This is a genomic window from Streptococcus infantis SPAR10 (assembly GCF_000279535.1).
Classification (GTDB): domain Bacteria; phylum Bacillota; class Bacilli; order Lactobacillales; family Streptococcaceae; genus Streptococcus; species Streptococcus infantis_I.
On record NZ_ALCH01000004.1, the window covers coordinates 7,501 to 29,651 of the forward strand.

Consider the following 22,151-nt stretch of genomic DNA (forward strand, 5'->3'; position numbering starts at 1 on the left):
AATGTTGTTGAATGGGGCATTGCAAATCCACATGAAGCAGTTATGATGGCCAGTCTCAACCCAGCAAAATCAGTTCATATTGATGACGTTTGTGGACAAATCCGTGAAGGCTACGATGCTGACTTTATCGTTCTTGATAAGGATTTGGAATTGGTAGCAACTTACCTTGATGGTGAAAAACGTTATCAAGCATAATCTCTAAAGTAGAAACTAGTTTAGTTTCTACTTTTTTTAATTTAGTTTGTTAATTTCTTCACATATTACTTGATTTTCTTTATGGAAAGGCTTACAATTATGATATAAACAATACAAATAAAAAAACGGAGGTAAGCTTTATGAAAGCCTATACTTATGTTAAACCAGGACTTGCTTCATTTGTTGATGTTGACAAACCAGTTATTCGCAAGCCAACTGACGCTATTGTGCGTATTGTAAAAACTACTATTTGTGGAACAGATCTTCATATTATCAAAGGAGATGTCCCTGCATGTAAGAGTGGAACTATCCTTGGCCATGAAGGAATCGGGATTGTAGAGGAAGTTGGAGCAGGCGTTTCAAACTTCAAAAAAGGCGATAAGGTTTTGATTTCTTGTGTTTGTGCCTGTGGTAAATGCTACTACTGTAAAAAGGGTATCTATGCCCACTGTGAAGACGAAGGCGGTTGGATTTTTGGACATTTGATCGACGGTATGCAAGCCGAATATCTTCGTGTTCCTCATGCTGATAATACTCTCTATCACACTCCAGCTGATTTGTCTGATGAAGCCTTGGTTATGTTATCTGATATCCTACCAACTGGTTATGAAATTGGTGTCTTAAAAGGGAAAGTAGAGCCTGGTTGTAGTGTGGCAATCGTTGGTTCAGGTCCAGTAGGCTTAGCAGCTCTATTGACTGCTCAATTCTATTCACCTGCTAAATTGATCATGGTAGACCTAGACGATAACCGTTTGGATACTGCAGTTTCTTTCGGTGCTACTCATAAGATTAATTCTTCAGACCCTGAAAAAGCAATTCAAGAAATTTATGATTTAACAGATGGTAGAGGTGTGGATGTTGCTATAGAAGCTGTTGGTATTCCTGAAACGTTTGATCTCTGCCAAAAGATTATCGGTGTAGATGGAACAGTAGCCAACTGTGGTGTGCATGGTAAACCAGTTCAGTTTGATTTGGATACTCTATGGATTCGTAACATTAACGTAACTACCGGCTTGGTTTCTACCAACACAACTCCTCAGCTTTTGAAAGCTTTAGAAAGTCATAAAATTGAACCAGAAAAATTGGTAACTCATTACTTCAAACTAAGTGAAATTGAAAAGGCCTATGAAGTATTTGGTAAGGCTGCAGATCATCATGCGATTAAGGTTATCATTGAAAACGATATTTCAGAAGGTTAATCGAATTTTGAATCCAGTTATTCTTTTTAGAATAGCTGGATTTTTTGAAAATATTAGATAATTCGTGAAAGCAAGCAAATTTCTTTCATTGTTCTTAAAATTTCGCTATAATATACGATACAAAGGAAATGAAACTATGTATCGAGTTATAGAAATGTACGGGGATTTTGAACCTTGGTGGTTCATAGAAGGATGGGAAGAAGACGTCATTAGTAGTAAGAAATTTGAAAATTACTATGATGCCTTGAAGTATTATAAATCTTGCTGGTTTGAACTGGAAAAGAAAATTCCACTATATAAAAGTCGAGGAGACTTAATGACCATATTTTGGAATCCGGAGGATAAGCGTTGGTGTGAGGAATGTGATGAATTTCTGCAGCAATATCATTCCTTGGCTTTACTGGAAGATGGTCAAGTTATACCAGATGAAAAATTCAGACCGGGTTATGAAAAACAAACTGGTTTAGAAATCCACCGGACGTGTCGCATCAAAAATGATGGAACAACTTTTTAATAAAGTTGTTCTTTTTTTTGTATTTTCTTCGAATAATTAACTGAGGAGGGAATATGGTACAAGCACTTGCACAAGAATTGATTAGTCTCGCAAAAAAGGATGGAGCTCAGGATATCTATTTTATTCCCAAGGACAAGGGTTATGAGTTGCATATGCGAATAGGTGATGAAAGGCGTTTGATTAATAGCTATGACTTTGAAAAGTTGGGCGCAGTGATTAGTCACTTTAAATTTATTGCGGGGATGAATGTTGGAGAAAAGCGTCGTAGTCAACTGGGTTCCTGTGATTATCAGCATGATGGCAAGGTTTCTTCACTACGCTTATCGACGGTAGGAGATTATCGTGGTCATGAGAGTTTAGTTATTCGCCTTTTGCACGATGAAGAACAAGAGTTGCACTTCTGGTTTCAAGACCTTAAGGAACTGGAAAAGGGCTTTAGGCAACGCGGCCTTTATCTATTTGCAGGACCTGTAGGAAGTGGTAAAACTACCTTAATGCATGAATTAGCTAAGTCATTGTTTAAGGGACAACAAGTCATGTCCATTGAGGACCCAGTCGAGATTAAGCAAGAAGAGATGCTGCAATTACAACTCAATGAAGCTATTGGACTGAGTTATGAAAACTTGATAAAACTTTCTTTGCGGCACCGCCCAGATCTTTTAATCATTGGGGAAATTCGAGATAGCGAAACAGCCCGTGCTGTTGTAAGAGCTAGCTTAACGGGAGCTACAGTGTTTTCGACCATACATGCAAAGAGTATTCGTGGGGTCTATGAGCGTCTTTTAGAACTGGGTGTCAGTGAAGATGAACTCGCAGTTGTTTTACAAGGTGTTTGCTACCAGAGACTAATCGGGGGAGGAGGAATTATTGATTTTGCAAACCAAAAATATTCAGAACACCAGGCAGAAAAGTGGAATGAGCACATTGATCAGCTTCTTAAAGACGGACATATCACTGCCCTTCAAGCTGAAACGGAGAAAATTAGCTACCAGTAAGCAGAAGAAAATTATCACTCTCTTTAACAATTTGTTTTCTAGTGGTTTTCACTTGGTAGAAATCATTTCCTTTCTTGATAGAAGTCTTTTGTTGGAGAAGGAATATGTTTCACAGATGCGCCTAGGACTATCGAAAGGAAAATCTTTCTCGGAAATGATGGGGAATTTAGGTTTTTCGAGTGCGATTGTCACTCAACTTTCATTGGCTGAAGTTCATGGAAATCTCCATTTGAGTTTGGGGAAAATTGAAGAATATTTGGATAATCTTGCTAAGGTCAAGAAGAAGTTAATTGAAGTTGCGACCTACCCACTTATTTTGCTAGCTTTCTTACTGCTCATAATGTTGGGGTTGCGAAATTATCTCTTGCCCCAACTGGATAGTAGTAACATAGCTACCTTAGTGATTAGTAACCTGCCACAGATTTTTCTTGGGCTTACTCTGGCACTAAGTTTTGCATCTTTAACAGGGCTGATTTTCTACAGGAAATCTAAGAAGATACAAGTCTTTTCTTTTCTAGCTAGAATCCCCTTTTTAGGTGTGTTTGTTCAGTATTATCTAACTGCCTATTATGCTCGGGAATGGGGAAATATGATTGGACAAGGTTTAGAGTTGGCACAGATTTTTCAGATGATGCAGGAGCAAGGGAATCCTCTTTTTAAGGAAATTGGATACGATTTAGATCAATCTTTGCAAAATGGGCAGGAATTTTCTAAGGTTGTTCAGACCTATCCCTTCTTTAGAAAGGAGTTGGGATTAATCATTGAATATGGAGAGGTTAAATCCAAGTTGGGAAGCGAATTGGAAATCTATGCGGAAAAAACTTGGGAATCCTTCTTTACTCGAGTCAATCGGACCATGAACCTTGTTCAACCACTGGTCTTTATTTTTGTAGCCCTGCTAATCGTTTTATTGTATGCAGCTATGTTGCTGCCAATGTATCAAAATATGGAGGTAAATTTTTAGATGAAAAAAATGATGATGAAATTAAAAGAAACGAAGGTAAAAGCTTTTACACTGGTAGAAATGTTGGTGGTGTTGCTTATCATTAGCGTCCTACTTTTGCTTTTTGTGCCAAATCTTACTAAGCAAAAGGATGCAGTCAATGATAAGGGGAAAGCAGCTGTCGTCAAGGTGGTAGAAAGCCAAGCAGAACTCTATAGTCTGGATAAAAATGAAGATGCTAGTCTAGGTAAATTACAGGCAGATGGGCGTATCACTGCTGAGCAAGCAAAAGCCTATAAGGAATATCATGCAAAACAAAAGACAAGTCAAACAGTTTCAGATTAGGGCTTTTACTATGCTAGAAAGTTTATTGGTCTTAGGAATAGTCAGCCTGTTAGCCTTGGGTTTGTCAAGTTCAGTTCAATCAACTTTTGCAGCTGTGGAAGAACAGATTTTCTTTATGGAGTTTGAGGAACTTTATCGAGAAACCCAGAAGCGAAGTCTGGCTAGTCAGCAGAAGATGAACTTAATGCTAGAAGAGACAAGTATTGGGAATGGCTACCAGAAATTAGCCATCCCTAAAGGTATTCAATTGCAGTCTAATCAGTCAATTACCTTTGATAAGGCAGGAGGGAATTCGTCTCTAGCTAGCGTGAGATTTCAAACAAGGAAAGAAGTGGTTCGCTACCAACTATATCTAGGAAATGGAAAGATTAAACGTATTCAAGAAGCAAAAAATTAAGGCGGTTATTTTACTGGAAGCAGTGATTTCGCTAGCCATTTTTGCAAGTATTGCAACCCTCTTGCTGGGACAAATTCAAGAAAGTAGAAAAAGAGAAGTAGAACTTCTAAAACAGGAAGAAGTTTTGCGAGTGGCTCGTATGGCGTTGCAGTCTGGACAAAAGGAGTTAACTGTCAATGGCCTTACGGTTCATGTTGTCTCGAATGAGCGAGGTTTGGAGGTATACCATGGAACGGAGAAATTACTGGCGATTCAAGACAAGTAGGGTCAGAGCTTTTACACTTTTAGAATCCTTGGTTGCCCTCATCGTTATTAGTGGTAGCTTGCTTCTTTTTCAATCTATGAGCCGACTCTTGGTTTCAGAAGTTCGCTACCAGCAGAAAAGTGAGCAGAAGGAATGGCTACTATTTGTGGATCAGCTGGAAGCAGAGTTGAATCGAGCCCAATTTGAAAAAGTGGAGAATGATAGACTTTACCTCAAACAGGAAGGGAAGCCCATTTCCATGGGTAAATCAAAGTCAAATGATTTCCGGAAAACAGATGCTAGTGGACGTGGTTATCAACCCATGGTCTACGGTCTAAAATCAGCTCGAATTCAAGAAAAAGGGCAGGAGCTGCACTTTCATTTTCAGTTTGAAAAGGGACTAGAGAGGGAATTTATCTATCGTGTTGAAAAAGAAAAAAGTTAGAGCAGGAGTTCTCCTATACGCTATCACTATTGCTGGAATTTTTAGTCTTTTGTTGCAGTTTTATCTAAATCGGCAAGTAGCACATCATCAGGATTATGCCTTAAATAAAGAAAAATTGGTGGCTTATGCGATGGCAAAGAGAACCTATGAGAAAGCTAGTTCTGAGAGTGGCCAGCAGTCATTTAATGTAGGAAAGTCAACTTATCGTAGTGACGAAAAGGGCTTTACAACAACTGTCAATACTGGAAAAAATCAATTTGAATTTCACTTTCCATATTTGAAAAAACCTGACCAAAAGTCTAAGAAAACAGAAAACAAGCCCAAAGAAGGAAATGAGGAGAAAAAAGAAGAAGGGCGCAAAAAAGAGACTGCTAGGTCTTCCAAATGAGCACCTTCAAAGAAGGGCACAGAGTAGTTTGGACGAGGTTTTTACCTGAAATCATGCTATAATAGATACATATGGAGGACAGAATATGTCAAGTGTAAAATTGTATCTAGTGCGTCATGGGAAAACAATGTTTAATACGATTGGGCGTGCTCAAGGTTGGAGTGATACTCCTTTAACAGCTGAAGGTGAGCGAGGTATTCACGAATTGGGAATTGGTTTGCGTGAGTCAGGCTTAACCTTCGAGCGTGCTTATTCAAGTGACTCAGGACGTACCATCCAGACTATGGGAATTATCCTTGAGGAGCTTGGTTTGACAGGTCAAATTCCTTATCGTATGGATAAGAGAATCCGTGAGTGGTGCTTTGGTAGCTTTGATGGTGCTTATGATGGAGACCTATTTATGGGCATCATTCCTCGTATCTTTAATGTCGATCATGTGCATCGTTTGTCCTATGCGGAGCTAGCTGAAGGTTTGGTAGAAGTGGATACAGCAGGCTGGGCTGAAGGATGGGAAAAACTAAGTGGTCGTATCTGGGAAGGCTTTGAAGCCATTGCCAAGGAAATGGAAACCAATGGTGGAGGAAATGCTCTCGTTGTCAGTCATGGAATGACTATTGGAACTATTGTTTACCTCATTAACGGCATGCATCCACATGGTCTTGATAACGGAAGTGTGACGATTCTAGAGTACGAAGATGGTCAGTTCTCAGTCCAGATTGTTGGGGACTGTAGCTACCGTGAAATTGGACGAATTAAGCTAGACGAGCAAGCTAGTTCAGAACAATAAAATTCAGCACTAAATTTAGAAGAATTTTTAAAGGATTGATAGAATGCTAATGTCGTGCTTGCACAAGCTTCTGAGAGCTGAGTGCTTTGACAATAGCATTCTTTTTTGTTAGAATAGTATCAACATGAAAGCATAAGAAGGGACTGACAGAACTGTCGTCCCCTTTTGTCTATCTTATAAGGGGGAAATATGCTGTTTCAGAAAATAAAAGCCTATAAATGGCAGGCCCTGACTTCCTTGGTTATGACAGGTCTAATGGTAACGAGTTCACTCTTGCAACCACGTTATTTGCAGGAGGTTTTAGAGGCCCTACTAACAGGTGATAATGAAGCTATTTATACTATCGGTTTTTGGTTAATTCTTGTTGCCTTGATTGGTTTGGTTGCAGGTGGGATCAATGTAGTGTTAGCAGCTTACATTGCTCAAGGAGTTTCGTCTGACTTACGTGAAGATGCCTTTCGTAAGATTCAAACTTTTTCATACGCCAATATTGAGAAGTTTAATGCAGGGAACCTTGTCGTTCGTATGACCAACGATATCAACCAGATTCAAAACGTCGTTATGATGACCTTCCAAATCCTCTTTCGACTACCACTTTTGTTTATCGGTTCCTTTATTCTAGCAGTTGTCACCCTACCTTCACTGTGGTGGGTGCTAGTTCTTATGGTCATTCTGATTGTTGCCATAATGGGTTTTATGATGGGAGTTGTGGGACCACGCTTTGCAAAATTCCAGACCTTACTAGAGCGTATCAATGCCATTGCTAAAGAAAATTTGCGTGGTGTGCGCGTGGTTAAGTCTTTTGTCCGAGAAAAAGATCAGTTTGATAAATTTACGCAGGTGTCAGATGAATTGTTGGGAGAAAACCTTTATATCGGCTACGCCTTTTCTATCGTTCAACCTGTAATGATGATGATTTCATACGGTGCTGTCTTTCTTTCAATCTGGCTTGTAGCAGGTATGGCAGAGTCAGATCCGTCAGTAGTTGGTTCCATTGCTTCCTTTGTAAACTACCTGAGTCAGATTATCTTTACCATCGTCATGGTTGGATTTTTGGGGAACTCAGTTACTCGTGCCATGATCTCCCTTCGTCGTATTCGTGAAATCCTTGATACAGAACCAGCTATGACTTTCAATGATGTGGAAGATGAAGAATTGGAAGGAAGTCTCAGTTTTGAAAATGTTACCTTTACCTATCCAAATGATGAAGAACCTATCCTAAAAGATGTATCCTTCGATATCGCAGCTGGTGAAATGGTTGGGGTTGTCGGAGCAACTGGTGCAGGGAAGTCAACCTTGGCTCAATTGATTCCACGATTATTTGATCCTCAGCAAGGTTCGATCAAGATTGGTGGAAAGGACATTCGGACAGTTAGTGAAGGGACGCTTCGTAAGACAGTTTCTATCGTCCTACAAAGAGCCATTCTCTTTAGTGGAACCATTGCAGATAATCTCAGACAAGGTAAGGGAGATGCGACAGTTTCAGAAATGGAACGCGCGGCTCGCATCGCCCAGGCCAGTGAATTTATTAGTCGTATGGACTTGGCCTTTGAAAGTCCAGTTGAGGAACGTGGGACTAACTTTTCTGGTGGACAAAAACAAAGAATGTCTATTGCGCGTGGGATTGTAAGCAATCCTCGTATCTTGATTTTTGATGATTCAACCTCTGCCCTTGATGCCAAATCGGAACGTTTGGTTCAAGAAGCTCTCAACAAGGATTTGAAGGGGACGACTACGATTATCATCGCACAAAAGATTAGCTCTGTTGTGCATGCTGATAAAATTTTAGTGCTTGACCAAGGTCGCTTGATTGGTCAAGGCAAACACACTGACTTGGTTGCATCAAACCCGGTCTATCGTGAAATTTACGAGACGCAAAAAGGAAAGGAGGAGTAGGATGAAGACATTTGAATTCTTTTGGAACTATTTTAGAGTTTATAAGATATCCTTTGTCGTTGTTATTGCTATGATTATCATTGCAACGATTGCACAAGCCCTCTTTCCAGTATTTGCAGGTCAAACAGTCACGGAACTAGCTAATTTAGTTATAGCTTATCAAAATGGAAATCCTGATATAGTTTGGCAAAGTCTATTAGGACTCTTGATTAATCTTGCTTATATTTTGATTGTGCTCGTGGTGTCGAGTCTTATCTATATGGTTTTGATGAGCCGTATTATTGCCGAATCGACAAATGAGATGCGTAAGGGACTTTTTGGCAAGCTTTCTCGCTTGACTGTTTCCTTCTTTGACCGCCATCAAGATGGTGATATCCTGTCACGTTTTACCAGTGATTTGGATAACATCCTACAGGCTTTCAACGAAAGTCTGGTGTCTGTTATGACCAATATTGCCCTTTATATTGGCTTGCTGATTGTCATGTTCGCAAAAAATGTGACCTTGGCCTTGATTACGATTGCTAGCACTCCGATAGCTGTCATCATGTTGATTGTCATTTTGAAATTGGCAAGAAAATACACCAACCTCCAACAAAAGGAAGTTGGGAAGCTCAATGCTTATATGGATGAGAGTATTTCGGGTCAGAAAGCCGTTATTGTTCAAGGTATTCAAGATGATGTGATTGCAGGTTTTGTTGAGCAAAACGAGCGTGTCCGTAAAGCAACCTTTAAGGGCAGAATGTTTTCAGGAATTCTCTTTCCTGTCATGAACGGAATGAGCTTGGTCAATACAGCTATTGTTATTTTTGTCGGTTCAGCTGTTTTACTGAATGATCAGAATATCGAGACAGCGACAGCTCTGGGTTTGATTGTCATGTTTACCCAGTTTTCTCAGCAATATTACCAACCCATTATCCAATTGGCGGCGAGCTGGGGAAGTTTGCAATTGGCCTTTACAGGTGCAGAACGTATCCAAGAAATGTTTGATGCAGAAGAAGAAATTCGTCCTCAAAATGCTCCAGTCTTTAACGAATTAAAAGAAGGTGTGGAGATTCGTAACGTGGACTTCTCCTACCTGCCAGGGAAACCGATTCTAAAAGATGTTAGCATTTCAGCTCCAAAAGGGAAAATGATTGCGGTTGTTGGTCCGACAGGGTCGGGGAAAACAACCATCATGAACTTAATCAATCGTTTTTATGATGTGGATGTAGGTAGTATCAGCTTTGATGGAACAGATATTCGCGAGTTTGATTTAGACAGTTTACGAAGTAAGGTAGGAATTGTCCTACAGGATTCTGTTTTGTTCAGTGGAACTATTCGGGACAATATTCGATTTGGTGTCCCTGATGCTAGTCAAGAAATGGTAGAAGCGGCAGCTAAGGCTACACACATCCATGACTACATCGAAAGCCTGCCAGATAAGTATGATACTTTGATTAATGATGACCAGAGCGTATTCTCAACCGGTCAGAAGCAGTTGATTTCCATTGCTCGAACCCTGATGACAGATCCCCAGGTCTTAATTTTGGATGAGGCAACATCAAACGTGGATACTGTAACAGAGAGCAAGATTCAAAATGCTATGGAGGCGATTGTAGCAGGAAGAACTAGTTTTGTGATTGCCCATCGCTTGAAAACCATTCTTAATGCCGATCAGATTATTGTCCTTAAGGATGGTGAGGTTATCGAACAAGGAAATCACCATGAATTACTCAAGCTTGGAGGCTTTTACTCCGAACTGTACCATAATCAATTTGTTTTTGAATAATACTCTTTGAAAATCTCTTCAAACCACGTCAGCGTCCCCTTGCCGTATATGTGTTACTGACTTCGTCAGTTCTATCCACAACCTCAAAACTGTGTTTTGAGCAACCTGCGGCTAGCTTCCTAGTTTGCTCTTTGATTTTCATTGAGTATAAGCAAAAAAGTTGTCCTAATTTTGGGCAACTTTTTCTGATAAAAAAATTTTATCACGGACTTAAAAAATACATATTAGACAGGAGTGGGGAAGGATGATAAGATAAGATTATCAATGGACAAGGAAAGGAAATCAGTGATGGCAAGAACAGTTGTTGGAGTGGCGGCAAACCTATGTCCTGTGGACGCAGAAGGAAAAAATATTCATTCATCAGTCTCTTGTAAATTTGCTGAGAGTATTCGTCAGGTTGGCGGACTTCCTTTGGTCATTCCGGTTGGTGATGAGTCGGTGGTCCATGACTATGTAGAAATGATTGATAAACTCATCTTGACTGGGGGACAAAATGTTCATCCTCAGTTTTATGGTGAGGAAAAAACAATTGATAGCGACGACTATAACCTAACTCGCGACGAGTTTGAGCTAGCTCTTCTACAAGAAGCCTTGCGTCAGAACAAGCCAATCTTAGCCATTTGCCGTGGTGTTCAGCTTGTCAACGTTGCCTTTGGTGGGACACTCAATCAGGATATTGAAGGTCATTGGCAAGGCCTACCTTTTGGGACTTCACATTCTATTGAGACAGTGGATGGCAGTGTTGTATCTAAATTGTTTGGCAAAGAAAGTCAGGTTAATTCAGTGCATCGTCAGAGCATTAAAGATCTGGCACCCAATTTCCGTGTGACGGCTGTGGATCCACGTGATCAAACTGTTGAAGCAATCGAATCTATCGACGAACACCGTATTATTGGTCTCCAGTGGCATCCAGAATTCTTGGTCAATGAAGAAGATGGCAACTTAGAATTATTTGAGTATTTATTGAATGAATTATAACGACTAGAATCTTAGTCGTTTTTTTATTCATTATTTACGAATCTTTATAGAATCGTGTTTTTACGCAAACGTTTGAATTGTGATAAAAATTGGAAATTTTTAGTATAAAAACTTGAAAAAATTGTTAGTAAGCGTTATGATAGAAAAGAAGAAATTTTGGAGGAATACTATGTCACATATTAAATTTGATTATTCAAAAGTATTAGACAAATTTGTTGCACCACATGAAGTGGAATACATGCAAGCACAAGTTACAGCAGCAGACGAATTGATCCGTAAAGGAACTGGTGCTGGTAGCGACTTCTTGGGTTGGTTGGACCTTCCTGAAAACTATGACCGCGAAGAATTTGACCGCATCTTGAAAGCTGCTGAGCAAATCAAAGCAGACAGCGATGTTTTGGTGGTTATCGGTATCGGTGGATCTTACCTTGGAGCGAAAGCTGCCATTGACTTCTTGAACCACCACTTTGCAAACTTGCAAACAAAAGAAGAACGTAAAGCACCACAAATCCTTTACGCTGGGAACTCAATCTCATCTACTTACCTTGCTGACTTGGTAGAGTACGTTTCAGATAAAGATTTCTCAGTAAACGTGATTTCTAAATCAGGTACAACAACTGAACCAGCGATTGCTTTCCGTGTCTTCAAAGAACTTTTGGTTAAGAAATACGGACAAGAAGAAGCTAACAAACGTATCTACGCAACAACTGACCGCCAAAAAGGTGCTGTTAAGGTTGAAGCAGATGCTAACGGTTGGGAAACATTTGTTGTTCCAGATGATATCGGTGGACGCTTCTCAGTATTGACAGCAGTTGGATTGCTTCCAATCGCTGCGTCAGGTGCAGACATCAAAGCCCTTATGGAAGGTGCTAACGCAGCTCGTAAAGACTATACTTCAGATAAAATCTCTGAAAACGAAGCTTACCAATATGCAGCTGTTCGTAACATCCTTTACCGTAAAGGTTATGCAACTGAAATCTTGGTAAACTACGAGCCATCCCTTCAATACTTCTCAGAATGGTGGAAACAATTGGCTGGTGAGTCAGAAGGGAAAGACCAAAAAGGGATTTACCCAACTTCAGCTAACTTCTCAACAGACTTGCACTCATTGGGTCAATTTATCCAAGAAGGAACTCGTATCATGTTTGAAACAGTTGTCCGTGTTGACAAACCTCGTAAGAACGTGATCATCCCTACTTTGGAAGAAGACCTTGACGGACTTGGCTACCTTCAAGGGAAAGACGTTGACTTTGTAAACAAAAAAGCAACTGACGGTGTTCTTCTTGCCCACACTGACGGTGACGTACCAAACATGTACGTGACTCTTCCTGAGCAAGATGCCTTCACTCTTGGTTACACGATCTACTTCTTCGAATTGGCCATCGCCCTTTCAGGTTACTTGAATGCCATCAACCCATTTGACCAACCAGGTGTTGAAGCTTACAAACGTAACATGTTTGCCCTTCTTGGTAAACCAGGATTTGAAGAATTGAGCAAAGAACTTAACGCTCGTCTATAATAGAATAAAAAAGAGTGGTTTTACCACTCTTTTTGCTTTTTCTCGAAAAGAGAAATTGGACTCTGGCGAGACTTGTGATATAATATAGAGAGCAAAAAGGCAGACGCCTAGAGACTTTATAGGAGAAGATATGTCAAAAGATATTCGTGTGCGTTACGCACCAAGTCCAACAGGACTATTACACATCGGTAATGCCCGTACAGCATTGTTTAACTATTTGTATGCACGCCACCATGGTGGAACTTTTATCATCCGTATCGAAGATACTGACCGCAAACGTCATGTCGAAGACGGAGAACGTTCACAGCTTGAAAACCTTCGTTGGTTAGGCATGGACTGGGATGAAAGTCCAGAGACTCATGAAAACTACCGCCAGTCTGAGCGTTTGGAACTCTATCAAAAATATATCGACCAACTCTTAGCTGAAGGAAAAGCCTACAAATCTTACGTTACAGAAGAAGAACTAGCAGCAGAACGTGAACGTCAAGAAGCAGCAGGTGAAACACCTCGCTACATTAACGAATACCTTGGTATGAGCCAAGAAGAAAAAGCAGTTTACGTTGCAGAACGTGAAGCAGCGGGGATTATCCCGACGGTTCGTTTGGCAGTGAATGAGTCTGGTATTTACAAGTGGCATGATATGGTTAAAGGCGATATCGAATTTGAAGGTGGCAATATCGGTGGGGACTGGGTTATCCAAAAGAAAGATGGTTACCCAACATACAACTTTGCCGTTGTCATTGATGACCATGATATGCAAATTTCTCACGTCATCCGTGGAGATGACCACATTGCCAATACACCAAAACAACTCATGGTCTATGAAGCGCTTGGTTGGGATGCACCTGAATTTGGTCACATGACCTTGATTATCAACTCTGAAACTGGTAAGAAGTTATCTAAACGTGATACGAACACCCTTCAGTTTATCGAAGATTACCGTAAGAAAGGGTACCTTCCAGAAGCAGTCTTTAACTTCATCGCTCTTCTTGGCTGGAATCCTGGTGGGGAAGATGAAATCTTCTCTCGTCAAGAACTCATTAACCTCTTTGATGAAAACCGTCTCAGCAAGTCTCCAGCAGCCTTCGATCAGAAGAAAATGGACTGGATGAGCAATGAGTACATTAAGAATGCGGATCTTGAGACTATCTTTGAAATGGCAAAACCATTCCTTGAAGAAGCAGGACGTTTGACAGACAAGGCTGAGAAATTGGTGGAACTCTACAAACCACAAATGAAGTCAGTGGACGAAATTGTTCCATTGACAGACCTTTTCTTCTCAGATTTCCCAGAATTGACAGAAGCAGAGAAAGAAGTCATGGCTGGTGAAACCGTTCCGACTGTACTTGAAGCCTTTAAAGCCAAACTCGAAGCCATGTCAGACGATGAGTTTGTGGTAGAAAATATCTTCCCACAAATCAAAGCAGTCCAAAAGGAAACTGGTATCAAAGGGAAAAATCTCTTCATGCCAATCCGTATCGCCGTTTCAGGTGAAATGCATGGTCCTGAATTGCCAGATACCATCTACTTGCTTGGACGTGAAAAATCAATCCAACACATTGAGAAAATGTTGGCAGAAATTGCAAAATAGCATACAAAAAGAGCTCAAATATTGAGTTCTTTTTATATGTATACTTGTTTGAAAATGCAAAGATTTTAGTGTATAATATGAATTGACAGGGCAAGGAAATAAGTTAGTGAGATGGTATTTTTACAGCTAGACTCGGCATAGTCTAACATTATTCCTAATGTTGGTTAGTCTACTTATTTTTTCTTTGCGTTTTGCTGGATAGAAGTAGAAATTCTTTTGTTCATGCAATTACCATCCCTTACAATGACTTTGTTTTCGATCACCAGAGTTTCTCTACAAAGATTTTGGTCCAATTTGTCCAGCTTTTTAGAGAAGTATATCTACTCTTTCTTCTCCAAAAATAGAAAGAAATCGGATTTGTCCTGTTACCTTGCGTTAAGCAAGGTTTTTTTGTGGAATAGTACTGGGAGATTTACGATTTCTTTTTGGAGTGGTATAATATTAACTATCCTGATGAATAGAGGAACTCAAATGAAAGAATTTAACAAATCAATAAAATTAGAGCATGTGGCTTATGATATCCGTGGTCCAGTTTTGGAAGAAGCGATGCGCATGCGCGCAAATGGTGAAAAGATTTTGCGTCTAAATACAGGAAACCCAGCTGAGTTTGGCTTTACGGCTCCAGATGAGGTTATCCACGACTTGATTATGAATGCGCGTGATAGTGAGGGATATTCTGACTCCAAAGGGATTTTCTCAGCTCGCAAGGCCATCATGCAGTATTGTCAACTGAAGAAATTCCCCAATGTGGATATTGATGATATCTACCTTGGAAATGGGGTTAGTGAGCTAATCGTTATGTCTATGCAAGGGCTTTTGGATAATGGCGATGAGGTCTTGGTTCCTATGCCTGACTATCCTCTTTGGACTGCTGCTGTCAGCTTGGCTGGGGGAAATGCCGTTCACTACGTCTGTGATGAAGAAGCGGAATGGTATCCAGACCTAGATGATATCAAGTCTAAGATTAGTTCAAATACCAAGGCCATTGTTTTGATCAATCCGAATAACCCAACGGGGGCTCTCTATCCTAAAGAACTCTTACTAGATATCATCGAGATTGCTCGTCAAAATGACTTGATTATCTTTGCGGATGAAATTTACGACCGTATGGTGATGGATGGCAATGTCCACACACCAGTCGCTAGTTTGGCTCCAGACCTTTTCTGTGTCAGCATGAATGGTTTGTCTAAATCTCACCGTATCGCTGGTTTCCGTGTTGGTTGGATGGTCTTGTCTGGACCTAAACATCATGTAAAGGGCTACATTGAAGGTCTCAACATGCTCTCAAACATGCGTCTCTGTTCGAACGTCCTTGCTCAACAGGTGGTTCAAACGTCACTAGGTGGTCACCAGTCAGTGGATGAGTTGCTTCTTCCTGGTGGTCGTATCTATGAGCAAAGAAACTTTATTTATAATGCCATTCAAGATATCCCTGGTTTATCAGCTGTTAAGCCAAAAGCAGGTCTTTATATCTTCCCTAAAATCGACCGCAATATGTACCGTATCGATGACGATGAACAATTTGTCCTTAATTTCTTGAAACAAGAAAAAGTGCTTTTGGTACATGGACGTGGCTTTAACTGGAAAGAACCAGATCACTTCCGTATCGTTTATCTACCACGTGTCGATGAGTTGGCCCAAATACAGGAAAAGATGACTCGCTTCTTGAAGCAGTATCGTAGATAAGGCTTTCATAGCAAAAAAGCTGGAAACATTTGTCAGAGCTATTGACAAATACGTAAGAATCAGATAGAATAGTAAAGTATGTTTAGTAACTGATCACTTTATAGCCGGCTAAACGAATACAAAATCTATGAGGAGGTATTCATCGTGAAACGTACTTATCAACCAAGTAAACTTCGTCGTGCGCGCAAACACGGATTCCGTAACCGTATGTCAACTAAAAACGGTCGTCGCGTATTGGCAGCTCGTCGTCGTAAAGGACGCAAAGTTTTGGCTGCATAATCCAAACAAATGAAACAAAGAAGTCAGTAGGAACTCGAGCCTACTGATTTTTCTTTTATTTAAAAAGATTGTTTTCTAAAGTTATTGATTGAGAATAAACATTTTAGAAGACGTCTTGAAAAAATCACATATAGAAAAAGCTCAAGATCAGAAGATAATTTCTCTGATTTTGAGCTTTTCTTTATTCTTTCAAATGATAAGAGTAGCTAGCAACGACGACATCTTCGTGCCATCTGAGAGCATATTTTAATTTAAGGCTCATTTGATTGTGGAGGATATTTTGCCAAGGTTTGTTAGGGATAAATTGGGGTACAAGAACTGTAACCGTGTAGTTCTTTTTCTTGGCTTCTTGAGAAATCTTTCGAACATATCGAACTGTAGGTGTGATAATATCGCGATAGCTGGTATTAATGTTTTTAAGAGTAATATTTGGGAAGTAGTCGGCAAATTCTTGGAGGATTTCTTGGTCTTTTTCCTCAGTTTCCTTGGTGGAAATGTGCATAGCCAAAACTTCATCTCCTATGCTTTGAGCGTAATTAATCGCTCCAACACTGACTCGAGTAACATTTCCTACTAAGACAAGGACGACATTGCCATCGTAGCTTTGTTTTTGAATCCCTTCATAAAGTCGAAGTTGCTTGGCCACTTTTTGGTAATGACTGTGGATGGACAGAAATAGGAAGGTTAGGACCAGGATAATTGGGAAGAATGGCCAGATATCTCCAAGTCTGAAGAGGAGTAGAATAAGAACGATAGCGTAACAAATGATGGCACCGAGGATATTTGCAAAGGCAGATTTTAAGAAATGAGAGCCTTTTTCTTTTTTCCAATGGCGAATCATCCCTGTTTGAGAAAGTGCAAAAGGAACGAAAACTCCGATAGTATAGAGAGGAATCAAGCGTTCCGTATTTCCGTTAAAAATGAGCAGAAGAATCATAGCGCCAAAGGCTAGTGTTAAGATACCGTTTGAGTAACCTAGGCGATCTCCCTTCTCCATAAAGAGATGGGGCATGTACTTGTTTTTAGCCATATTGTAAGCCAACATCGGAAAGGCAGAAAAACCAGTATTTGCAGCTACGGCAAGGATGAGAGCTGTTGAAAATTGGAAGAGATAATAAACAACCTGACCGAGAGCTGAATCCCCTAAAATTCCTTTAGCCATTTGTGAGAGGATTGTTTCTCCGTGTTGAGGTGTAATCCCCATCCAGTAGTTTAGGAAAGTAATTCCTGCAAAGAGAAATCCAAGAATCAGAGACATGATGGTCAGTGTCTGAGCTGCGTTCTTTTCTTTAGGGGTCTTGAAAAATGGAACAGCATTTGAGATGGCTTCAACCCCAGTTAATGAAGCTGAACCGCTGGTAAAGGCTCTTAAAATCAGGACAATTGAGAGACTTGGGACAGTTTGACCAATTGCAGAAGTTGCATGATAGCTTAGAGAACCTGTCAATAGTTGGAAGATACCAAACAATAAGAGGAAGACTGTGCTAAAGATAAAGAGGTAGACCGGAATCATCAGAGAACTAGCAGATTCCCTCAAGCCTCGCAGATTCAAAAGCATGAGCAAACAGACCAGAAAAATGGAGATGTGGAGGTTGTAAGGATGGAGTGCGGGAAGTGCAGCAGTGATTGCATCCGCACCTGCAGCCACTGATACGGCTACTGTTAGCATATAGTCGACAAGCAGACTTCCCCCAGCAATCAAACCTAACTCAGGAGAGAGGTTTTCTCGAGTAACCATATAGGCACCTCCACCTTGAGGGTAGGCATGGATGATTTGTCTATAAGAAATGGTCAGGCTAGCTAATAGTAAGAGGACAAAAATGCCAATAGGGAGACTCCACCAGATAGCAAGCGGAGAAAGACTAGCCAATACGAGAACGACCTGTTCAGGTCCATAAGCGATAGAAGATAGGGCATCACTTGATAGCATTGCGAGTGCCTGCGTTTTTCCAAGTAGTCCTCCCTCGCCTTCAGTTAAGGATTTAAGGGGACGACCGATAAAGGTATATTTTAGTTTTGTAAACATTTTCTTTCCTTTTCTGAAAATTTCAACAAGAGTTATTATACTGCTATGAAAAAAAGTCGTCAAGAAAAAATGAATGATTTCAAAATATTTTTTCCTATAAGGATGAGGCTAGTTTTTTTGGTATAATAGAAGGTAGAAAAAACGAGGAAATATAAATGATTTTTGATACTCATACCCACTTGAATGTGGAAGAATTTTTGGGACGCGAAGAAGAAGAACTTGCCTTAGCGGCTGAAATGGGCGTAACTCGGATGAATATTGTTGGTTTTGACAAACCGACTATTGAGCGTGCTCTTGAACTAGTGGATAAGTATGGCCAACTCTATGCGACGATTGGCTGGCATCCAACGGAAGCAGGAACCTATACAACGGATGTTGAGAATTACTTGCTAGAAAAACTAAAACATCCAAAAGTTGTTGCCTTGGGCGAGATTGGTTTGGACTACCACTGGATGACGGCATCTAAGGAAGTTCAAGAAAAGGTTTTTCGTCGTCAGATTCAGCTATCTAAGGAATTAGATTTACCTTTTGTGGTTCACACCCGTGATGCGCTCGAAGATACCTATGAAATTATTAAGAGTGAGGGAGTCGGTCCACGTGGTGGGATTATGCACTCCTTTTCAGGTTCTTTGGATTGGGCGGAGAAGTTTGTGGAGCTTGGCATGACCATTTCCTTTTCTGGAGTAGTAACCTTTAAAAAAGCGACTGACATACAGGAGGCAGCTAAAGGTTTACCTTTGGATAAGATTTTGGTAGAGACAGATGCCCCTTATTTAGCCCCAGTACCCAAGCGTGGTCGTGAAAACAAGACAGCTTACACGCGCTATGTAGTAGACTTTATTGCAGACTTGCGTGGTATGACGACAGAAGAATTGGCAGAAGTGACAAGTGCTAATGCAGAAGGCATCTTTGGATTGGAACGTGAATCATGAAAGAGAAAATTTCCCAAGTCATCGTGGTAGAAGGACGCGATGATACGGCCAATCTCAAACGTTATTTTGATGTGGAGACCTATGAGACTCGTGGCTCGGCTATCAATGAACAGGACCTTGAACGAATCCAACGTCTACACCAACGTTATGGGGTGATTGTCTTTACGGATCCTGATTTTAACGGGGAACGCATTCGTCGGATGATTATGACGGCCATTCCGACAGTTCAGCACGCCTTTCTCAAACGTGATGAGGCAGTGCCAAAATCTAAGACCAAGGGACGTTCTCTAGGAATTGAGCATGCTAGCTACGAAGACTTGAGAACAGCGCTGGAACAAGTAACTGAGCAGTTTGAAGTAGAAAGCGACTTTGATATTAGCCGTAGTGACTTGATTCGCCTTGGTTTTCTAGCTGGAGCAGATAGCCGAAAACGCAGAGAATATTTAGGAGAGAATCTTCGCATCGGTTATTCCAATGGGAAACAACTTCTTAAACGTTTAGAGTTATTTGGTATCAGTTTGGCAGAAATTGAAGAGGCCATGAAATATTATGATAATTGAGAAACTCCCCCAAAATGTGGAGGGAATGTGATACAATAGAAGTAATCATATACGGTTTAATCAGGCTTGGTAGCAAGCATTAGAAAAGTGACTCCATAGGAATTGAGTTAAGTGGAGATGATGAGGAAAAGTTATGGGAATCTTTGATTTTTTAAAAAAGACAGAAGCAACAAAACCTACTGAAACAAATGAATCCAATAAGGAAGTAGAAGAGGCGAAAGGCAATGCTTGCGTGGGTGTTCTAGATCTGTTCCCGATGAAGGAAACGAACCAATTATTGATTGTTGGGAGTCTAGAAGGTAGTATCAAGGTTGGAGATCAGTTGCAGTTTTGCAATCCCGACCAAGGAATGGAAAGTCTTGGTACTGTAGAGGTTAAAAAACTCAGCAGTCAAAACAAAGATGCAGATAGTCTAACTGATGAAGTTCTTGCCCATCTAGTGGTTGATAGGAATCCTTCTTTGGATAAATTGAAAAAAGGAAGTGTACTTTATAGCCCAGGTGTGGATGAAGAGACTCGCTTGTCTGCTTATTCAGATGCTCTTTATCGTGCTTTTGTAGCCATCCAAGAGGGTCAGTTAACAAATGAAGACTATTTGGCAGCTAGCCTTGATGACAGTGTAGAGATTTTACGTCTCTTTTTATGGAAATGCCGTCAAAATCAGGAAACTGAAAGTGAAGAAAGCTATCAAGCCAACACTCGCAAGTTGGAACGTCTCGCGGAAATCGTCAAAGACAAGTTGTTAGTAGCAGATTCTATTTATGCAGTTTATTCTGAAAAAACAGGCGAACCTTATCTCTTTTCAACTACTTATGACAGAGGTGAGGAAGGTTATCTGTGTACTGATCCCATGATCATGCTTTTGACCCCATCTTGGTATCGCCAATTCAAGGAAACCATTGATAGTCGACCAAATTCAGTCGTAAAACTGATTGAAAATACGGAAGATAAAAAAGGGATTGAAAATTTCCTAGGGACAGCCTTTTACCTAAATGGTGCCTTGGGAGCAATCTTTAATTCCAAGGAAGTCAGCATCAGTGCCTCTGCCTTGGTTCAAAAACCAGATTTTTCTGATTTACCAGAAATACAAGTGCCTGTCATGAATCCTGACCTGGTAAGATGGATGCTGTTGATGGGGCAACTAGATTATCCGATTACGGAAGAGCAAGAATTACTTTATAAACTCTATTATAAGTTCTTCTCAGAAGCTATGCCTAAAGCAAAATTCCTATTGCCTTTAGATGCAGCTTCGGAATTTAAGGGAGAGAGTCAGGAAGGAAACTCCTTTGTCTTGGAAAAAGATTCCAGTTTTAACATTCCAGTCAAAGAAGGAAAAAATGGCAGAAATTCTGTTCCAGTATTTACTGATTGGAAACGTCTGAGAATGGTCTTTGATGAAAAGTGGAATGGCATGATAGAAGAAGCAGGAGGCATGATTGAAGTTTTTGACTATGCCATTAACCCAACGGAATACTATGAAGCGGGTGCCTATGTTAGCCTAACAGCTTTTAGAGACATGCAAAAGCTTAGTGAGGAACAAGAAGGAAGAGCTCAAGATTAGAAAGTTCTTTAATATTAGAAAAGAGAATAAATGAGAATTGCAGATTATAGCGTGACCAAGGCAGTGCTGGAGCGTCACGGTTTTACCTTTAAAAAATCCTTCGGACAAAATTTCTTGACCGATACCAATATCCTTCAAAAAATTGTGGATACGGCTGAAATTGATGACCAGGTCAATGTCATCGAGATCGGTCCAGGGATTGGTGCTTTGACGGAATTTTTAGCTGAGCGTGCAGCTCAAGTCATGGCCTTTGAGATTGACCACCGTTTGGTGCCAATTCTAGCGGATACTCTGCGTGATTTTGATAATGTGACCGTAGTCAACGAGGACATTCTAAAAGTTGACCTAGCGCAACATATCCAAAATTTTAAAAATCCTGACCTGCCTATTAAGGTAGTAGCCAACTTGCCTTACTATATCACGACGCCTATTCTCATGCACTTGATTGAAAGTGGTATTCCTTTTAGTGAGTTTGTGGTCATGATGCAAAAAGAAGTGGCAGATCGTATCTCTGCTAAGCCAAATACCAAGGCATACGGTAGCTTGTCAATTGCAGTTCAGTATTACATGACGGCCAAGGTTGCCTTTATCGTGCCTCGTACAGTATTTGTGCCAGCGCCCAACGTAGATTCAGCTATCTTAAAAATGGTACGCCGTCCAGAACCTGCTGTAGCAGTAAAAGATGAGAACTTCTTCTTTAAAGTTTCCAAGGCTAGTTTTACTCATCGTCGTAAGACCTTGTGGAACAACTTGACAGGTTACTTTGGGAAGTCTGAAGAAGTCAAGGATAAATTGACCAAGGCTTTGGACCAAGCAGGCTTGTCACCATCTGTACGTGGTGAAGCTCTCAGCTTGGCAGAATTTGCTAGTCTAGCAGATGCGCTTAAAGGACAAGGGCTCTAA

Annotated in this window: 23 protein-coding genes (1 of these 23 running past the window's edge); 22 read left to right on the top strand and 1 reads right to left on the bottom strand. The window is 40.5% G+C overall.

Features of this window, described 5'->3' with window-relative positions:
- From nagA to rpmH, 18 genes are all read left to right on the top strand, one after another.
- Window positions 1-195, top strand: partial view of an N-acetylglucosamine-6-phosphate deacetylase gene (gene nagA / locus SPAR10_RS05280; protein WP_004251541.1) — the 3' end only. Its footprint begins 957 nt before the window's first position; 195 of the gene's 1,152 nt are visible here — the last part of the coding sequence; its start codon lies off the left edge, out of view; the stop codon is at window positions 193-195.
- A gap of 140 nt (window positions 196-335) precedes the next feature.
- Complete coding sequence (locus SPAR10_RS05285; RefSeq protein WP_004251543.1) at window positions 336-1,394, top strand: zinc-dependent alcohol dehydrogenase family protein; 1,059 nt, start codon at window positions 336-338, stop codon at window positions 1,392-1,394.
- A gap of 136 nt (window positions 1,395-1,530) precedes the next feature.
- Window positions 1,531-1,908 carry a DUF1033 family protein gene (locus SPAR10_RS05290; RefSeq protein WP_004251545.1) on the top strand — a complete coding sequence of 126 codons (378 nt, stop codon included), beginning with the start codon at window positions 1,531-1,533 and terminating at the stop codon, window positions 1,906-1,908.
- 53 nt (window positions 1,909-1,961) lie between these two features.
- Window positions 1,962-2,903 (top strand): competence type IV pilus ATPase ComGA, encoded by a 942-nt coding sequence (comGA, locus tag SPAR10_RS05295; protein ID WP_004251547.1) that lies wholly within the window; start codon window positions 1,962-1,964, stop codon window positions 2,901-2,903.
- A complete protein-coding gene (gene comGB, locus SPAR10_RS05300) occupies window positions 2,824-3,867 on the top strand; it encodes a competence type IV pilus assembly protein ComGB (RefSeq protein WP_033685980.1) in 1,044 nt (347 codons plus the stop codon). Before comGA ends, comGB begins: the two co-directional genes overlap by 80 nt.
- Window positions 3,868-4,191, top strand: coding sequence for a competence type IV pilus major pilin ComGC (gene comGC, locus SPAR10_RS05305; protein WP_004251553.1), 324 nt, complete (start codon window positions 3,868-3,870; stop codon window positions 4,189-4,191).
- Window positions 4,154-4,588, top strand: coding sequence for a competence type IV pilus minor pilin ComGD (comGD, locus tag SPAR10_RS05310; RefSeq protein ID WP_029747277.1), 435 nt, complete (start codon window positions 4,154-4,156; stop codon window positions 4,586-4,588). The genes comGC and comGD overlap by 38 nt, the downstream gene beginning before the upstream one ends.
- On the top strand, window positions 4,551-4,853 hold the full coding sequence (comGE, locus tag SPAR10_RS05315) for a competence type IV pilus minor pilin ComGE (protein WP_025170541.1): 303 nt from the start codon (window positions 4,551-4,553) through the stop codon (window positions 4,851-4,853). The genes comGD and comGE overlap by 38 nt, the downstream gene beginning before the upstream one ends.
- On the top strand, window positions 4,816-5,277 hold the full coding sequence (gene comGF / locus SPAR10_RS05320) for a competence type IV pilus minor pilin ComGF (RefSeq protein WP_004251561.1): 462 nt from the start codon (window positions 4,816-4,818) through the stop codon (window positions 5,275-5,277). Before comGE ends, comGF begins: the two co-directional genes overlap by 38 nt.
- The gene (gene comGG / locus SPAR10_RS05325) at window positions 5,255-5,665 is read left to right on the top strand and encodes a competence type IV pilus minor pilin ComGG (RefSeq protein WP_004251565.1); all 411 of its coding nucleotides are present in this window, start codon (window positions 5,255-5,257) and stop codon (window positions 5,663-5,665) included. Before comGF ends, comGG begins: the two co-directional genes overlap by 23 nt.
- A gap of 85 nt (window positions 5,666-5,750) precedes the next feature.
- Entirely contained in the window at window positions 5,751-6,452 is a 702-nt protein-coding gene (locus SPAR10_RS05330; RefSeq protein WP_004251567.1) for a histidine phosphatase family protein, read from the top strand.
- 189 nt (window positions 6,453-6,641) lie between these two features.
- Window positions 6,642-8,348 carry an ABC transporter ATP-binding protein gene (locus SPAR10_RS05335; RefSeq protein ID WP_004251570.1) on the top strand — a complete coding sequence of 569 codons (1,707 nt, stop codon included), beginning with the start codon at window positions 6,642-6,644 and terminating at the stop codon, window positions 8,346-8,348.
- 1 nt (window position 8,349) lies between these two features.
- A complete protein-coding gene (locus SPAR10_RS05340; protein ID WP_004251573.1) occupies window positions 8,350-10,116 on the top strand; it encodes an ABC transporter ATP-binding protein in 1,767 nt (588 codons plus the stop codon).
- A 288-nt stretch (window positions 10,117-10,404) separates the two neighbouring features.
- On the top strand, window positions 10,405-11,094 hold the full coding sequence (locus SPAR10_RS05345) for a gamma-glutamyl-gamma-aminobutyrate hydrolase family protein (RefSeq protein ID WP_004251575.1): 690 nt from the start codon (window positions 10,405-10,407) through the stop codon (window positions 11,092-11,094).
- 169 nt (window positions 11,095-11,263) lie between these two features.
- The gene (locus SPAR10_RS05350) at window positions 11,264-12,613 is read left to right on the top strand and encodes a glucose-6-phosphate isomerase (RefSeq protein WP_004251578.1); all 1,350 of its coding nucleotides are present in this window, start codon (window positions 11,264-11,266) and stop codon (window positions 12,611-12,613) included.
- 130 nt (window positions 12,614-12,743) lie between these two features.
- Window positions 12,744-14,204, top strand: coding sequence for a glutamate--tRNA ligase (gene gltX, locus SPAR10_RS05355; protein ID WP_004251581.1), 1,461 nt, complete (start codon window positions 12,744-12,746; stop codon window positions 14,202-14,204).
- 471 nt (window positions 14,205-14,675) lie between these two features.
- A complete protein-coding gene (locus tag SPAR10_RS05360) occupies window positions 14,676-15,890 on the top strand; it encodes a pyridoxal phosphate-dependent aminotransferase (protein WP_004251584.1) in 1,215 nt (404 codons plus the stop codon).
- 144 nt (window positions 15,891-16,034) lie between these two features.
- Window positions 16,035-16,169: a 50S ribosomal protein L34 gene (gene rpmH, locus SPAR10_RS05365; protein WP_000831905.1), complete on the top strand. Its 135-nt coding sequence runs from the start codon at window positions 16,035-16,037 to the stop codon at window positions 16,167-16,169.
- Between the two features lie 181 nt (window positions 16,170-16,350).
- On the opposite strand, the gene SPAR10_RS05370 is transcribed toward rpmH, so the two are convergent.
- Window positions 16,351-18,195 carry an APC family permease gene (locus SPAR10_RS05370; protein ID WP_004251587.1) on the bottom strand — a complete coding sequence of 615 codons (1,845 nt, stop codon included), beginning with the start codon at window positions 18,193-18,195 and terminating at the stop codon, window positions 16,351-16,353.
- A 155-nt stretch (window positions 18,196-18,350) separates the two neighbouring features.
- Between SPAR10_RS05370 and SPAR10_RS05375 the strand changes: the two genes are divergently transcribed.
- From SPAR10_RS05375 to rsmA, 4 genes are all read left to right on the top strand, one after another.
- On the top strand, window positions 18,351-19,127 hold the full coding sequence (locus SPAR10_RS05375) for a TatD family hydrolase (protein WP_004251591.1): 777 nt from the start codon (window positions 18,351-18,353) through the stop codon (window positions 19,125-19,127).
- Window positions 19,124-19,687 carry a ribonuclease M5 gene (gene rnmV / locus SPAR10_RS05380; RefSeq protein WP_004251592.1) on the top strand — a complete coding sequence of 188 codons (564 nt, stop codon included), beginning with the start codon at window positions 19,124-19,126 and terminating at the stop codon, window positions 19,685-19,687. The genes SPAR10_RS05375 and rnmV overlap by 4 nt, the downstream gene beginning before the upstream one ends.
- Window positions 19,688-19,820: 133 nt before the next feature.
- Window positions 19,821-21,248, top strand: coding sequence for an SseB family protein (locus tag SPAR10_RS05385; protein ID WP_004251595.1), 1,428 nt, complete (start codon window positions 19,821-19,823; stop codon window positions 21,246-21,248).
- Window positions 21,249-21,278: 30 nt separating this feature from the next.
- Window positions 21,279-22,151: a 16S rRNA (adenine(1518)-N(6)/adenine(1519)-N(6))-dimethyltransferase RsmA gene (gene rsmA / locus SPAR10_RS05390; protein ID WP_004251598.1), complete on the top strand. Its 873-nt coding sequence runs from the start codon at window positions 21,279-21,281 to the stop codon at window positions 22,149-22,151.

What these genes read in the sequence shown, in the direction of transcription:
- SPAR10_RS05285 (WP_004251543.1), top strand. Translation starts at nt 336, where the DNA reads ATGAAAGCCTATACTTATGTTAAACCAGGACTTGCTTCATTTGTTGAT.
- SPAR10_RS05290 (WP_004251545.1), top strand. Translation starts at nt 1,531, where the DNA reads ATGTATCGAGTTATAGAAATGTACGGGGATTTTGAACCTTGGTGGTTC.
- comGA (WP_004251547.1), top strand. Translation starts at nt 1,962, where the DNA reads ATGGTACAAGCACTTGCACAAGAATTGATTAGTCTCGCAAAAAAGGAT.
- comGB (WP_033685980.1), top strand. Translation starts at nt 2,824, where the DNA reads ATGAGCACATTGATCAGCTTCTTAAAGACGGACATATCACTGCCCTTC.
- comGC (WP_004251553.1), top strand. Translation starts at nt 3,868, where the DNA reads ATGAAAAAAATGATGATGAAATTAAAAGAAACGAAGGTAAAAGCTTTT.
- comGD (WP_029747277.1), top strand. Translation starts at nt 4,154, where the DNA reads ATGCAAAACAAAAGACAAGTCAAACAGTTTCAGATTAGGGCTTTTACT.
- comGE (WP_025170541.1), top strand. Translation starts at nt 4,551, where the DNA reads ATGGAAAGATTAAACGTATTCAAGAAGCAAAAAATTAAGGCGGTTATT.
- comGF (WP_004251561.1), top strand. Translation starts at nt 4,816, where the DNA reads ATGGAACGGAGAAATTACTGGCGATTCAAGACAAGTAGGGTCAGAGCT.
- SPAR10_RS05330 (WP_004251567.1), top strand. Translation starts at nt 5,751, where the DNA reads ATGTCAAGTGTAAAATTGTATCTAGTGCGTCATGGGAAAACAATGTTT.
- SPAR10_RS05335 (WP_004251570.1), top strand. Translation starts at nt 6,642, where the DNA reads ATGCTGTTTCAGAAAATAAAAGCCTATAAATGGCAGGCCCTGACTTCC.
- SPAR10_RS05340 (WP_004251573.1), top strand. Translation starts at nt 8,350, where the DNA reads ATGAAGACATTTGAATTCTTTTGGAACTATTTTAGAGTTTATAAGATA.
- SPAR10_RS05345 (WP_004251575.1), top strand. Translation starts at nt 10,405, where the DNA reads ATGGCAAGAACAGTTGTTGGAGTGGCGGCAAACCTATGTCCTGTGGAC.
- SPAR10_RS05350 (WP_004251578.1), top strand. Translation starts at nt 11,264, where the DNA reads ATGTCACATATTAAATTTGATTATTCAAAAGTATTAGACAAATTTGTT.
- gltX (WP_004251581.1), top strand. Translation starts at nt 12,744, where the DNA reads ATGTCAAAAGATATTCGTGTGCGTTACGCACCAAGTCCAACAGGACTA.
- SPAR10_RS05360 (WP_004251584.1), top strand. Translation starts at nt 14,676, where the DNA reads ATGAAAGAATTTAACAAATCAATAAAATTAGAGCATGTGGCTTATGAT.
- SPAR10_RS05370 (WP_004251587.1), bottom strand. Translation starts at nt 18,195, where the DNA reads ATGTTTACAAAACTAAAATATACCTTTATCGGTCGTCCCCTTAAATCC.
- SPAR10_RS05375 (WP_004251591.1), top strand. Translation starts at nt 18,351, where the DNA reads ATGATTTTTGATACTCATACCCACTTGAATGTGGAAGAATTTTTGGGA.
- rnmV (WP_004251592.1), top strand. Translation starts at nt 19,124, where the DNA reads ATGAAAGAGAAAATTTCCCAAGTCATCGTGGTAGAAGGACGCGATGAT.
- SPAR10_RS05385 (WP_004251595.1), top strand. Translation starts at nt 19,821, where the DNA reads ATGGGAATCTTTGATTTTTTAAAAAAGACAGAAGCAACAAAACCTACT.
- rsmA (WP_004251598.1), top strand. Translation starts at nt 21,279, where the DNA reads ATGAGAATTGCAGATTATAGCGTGACCAAGGCAGTGCTGGAGCGTCAC.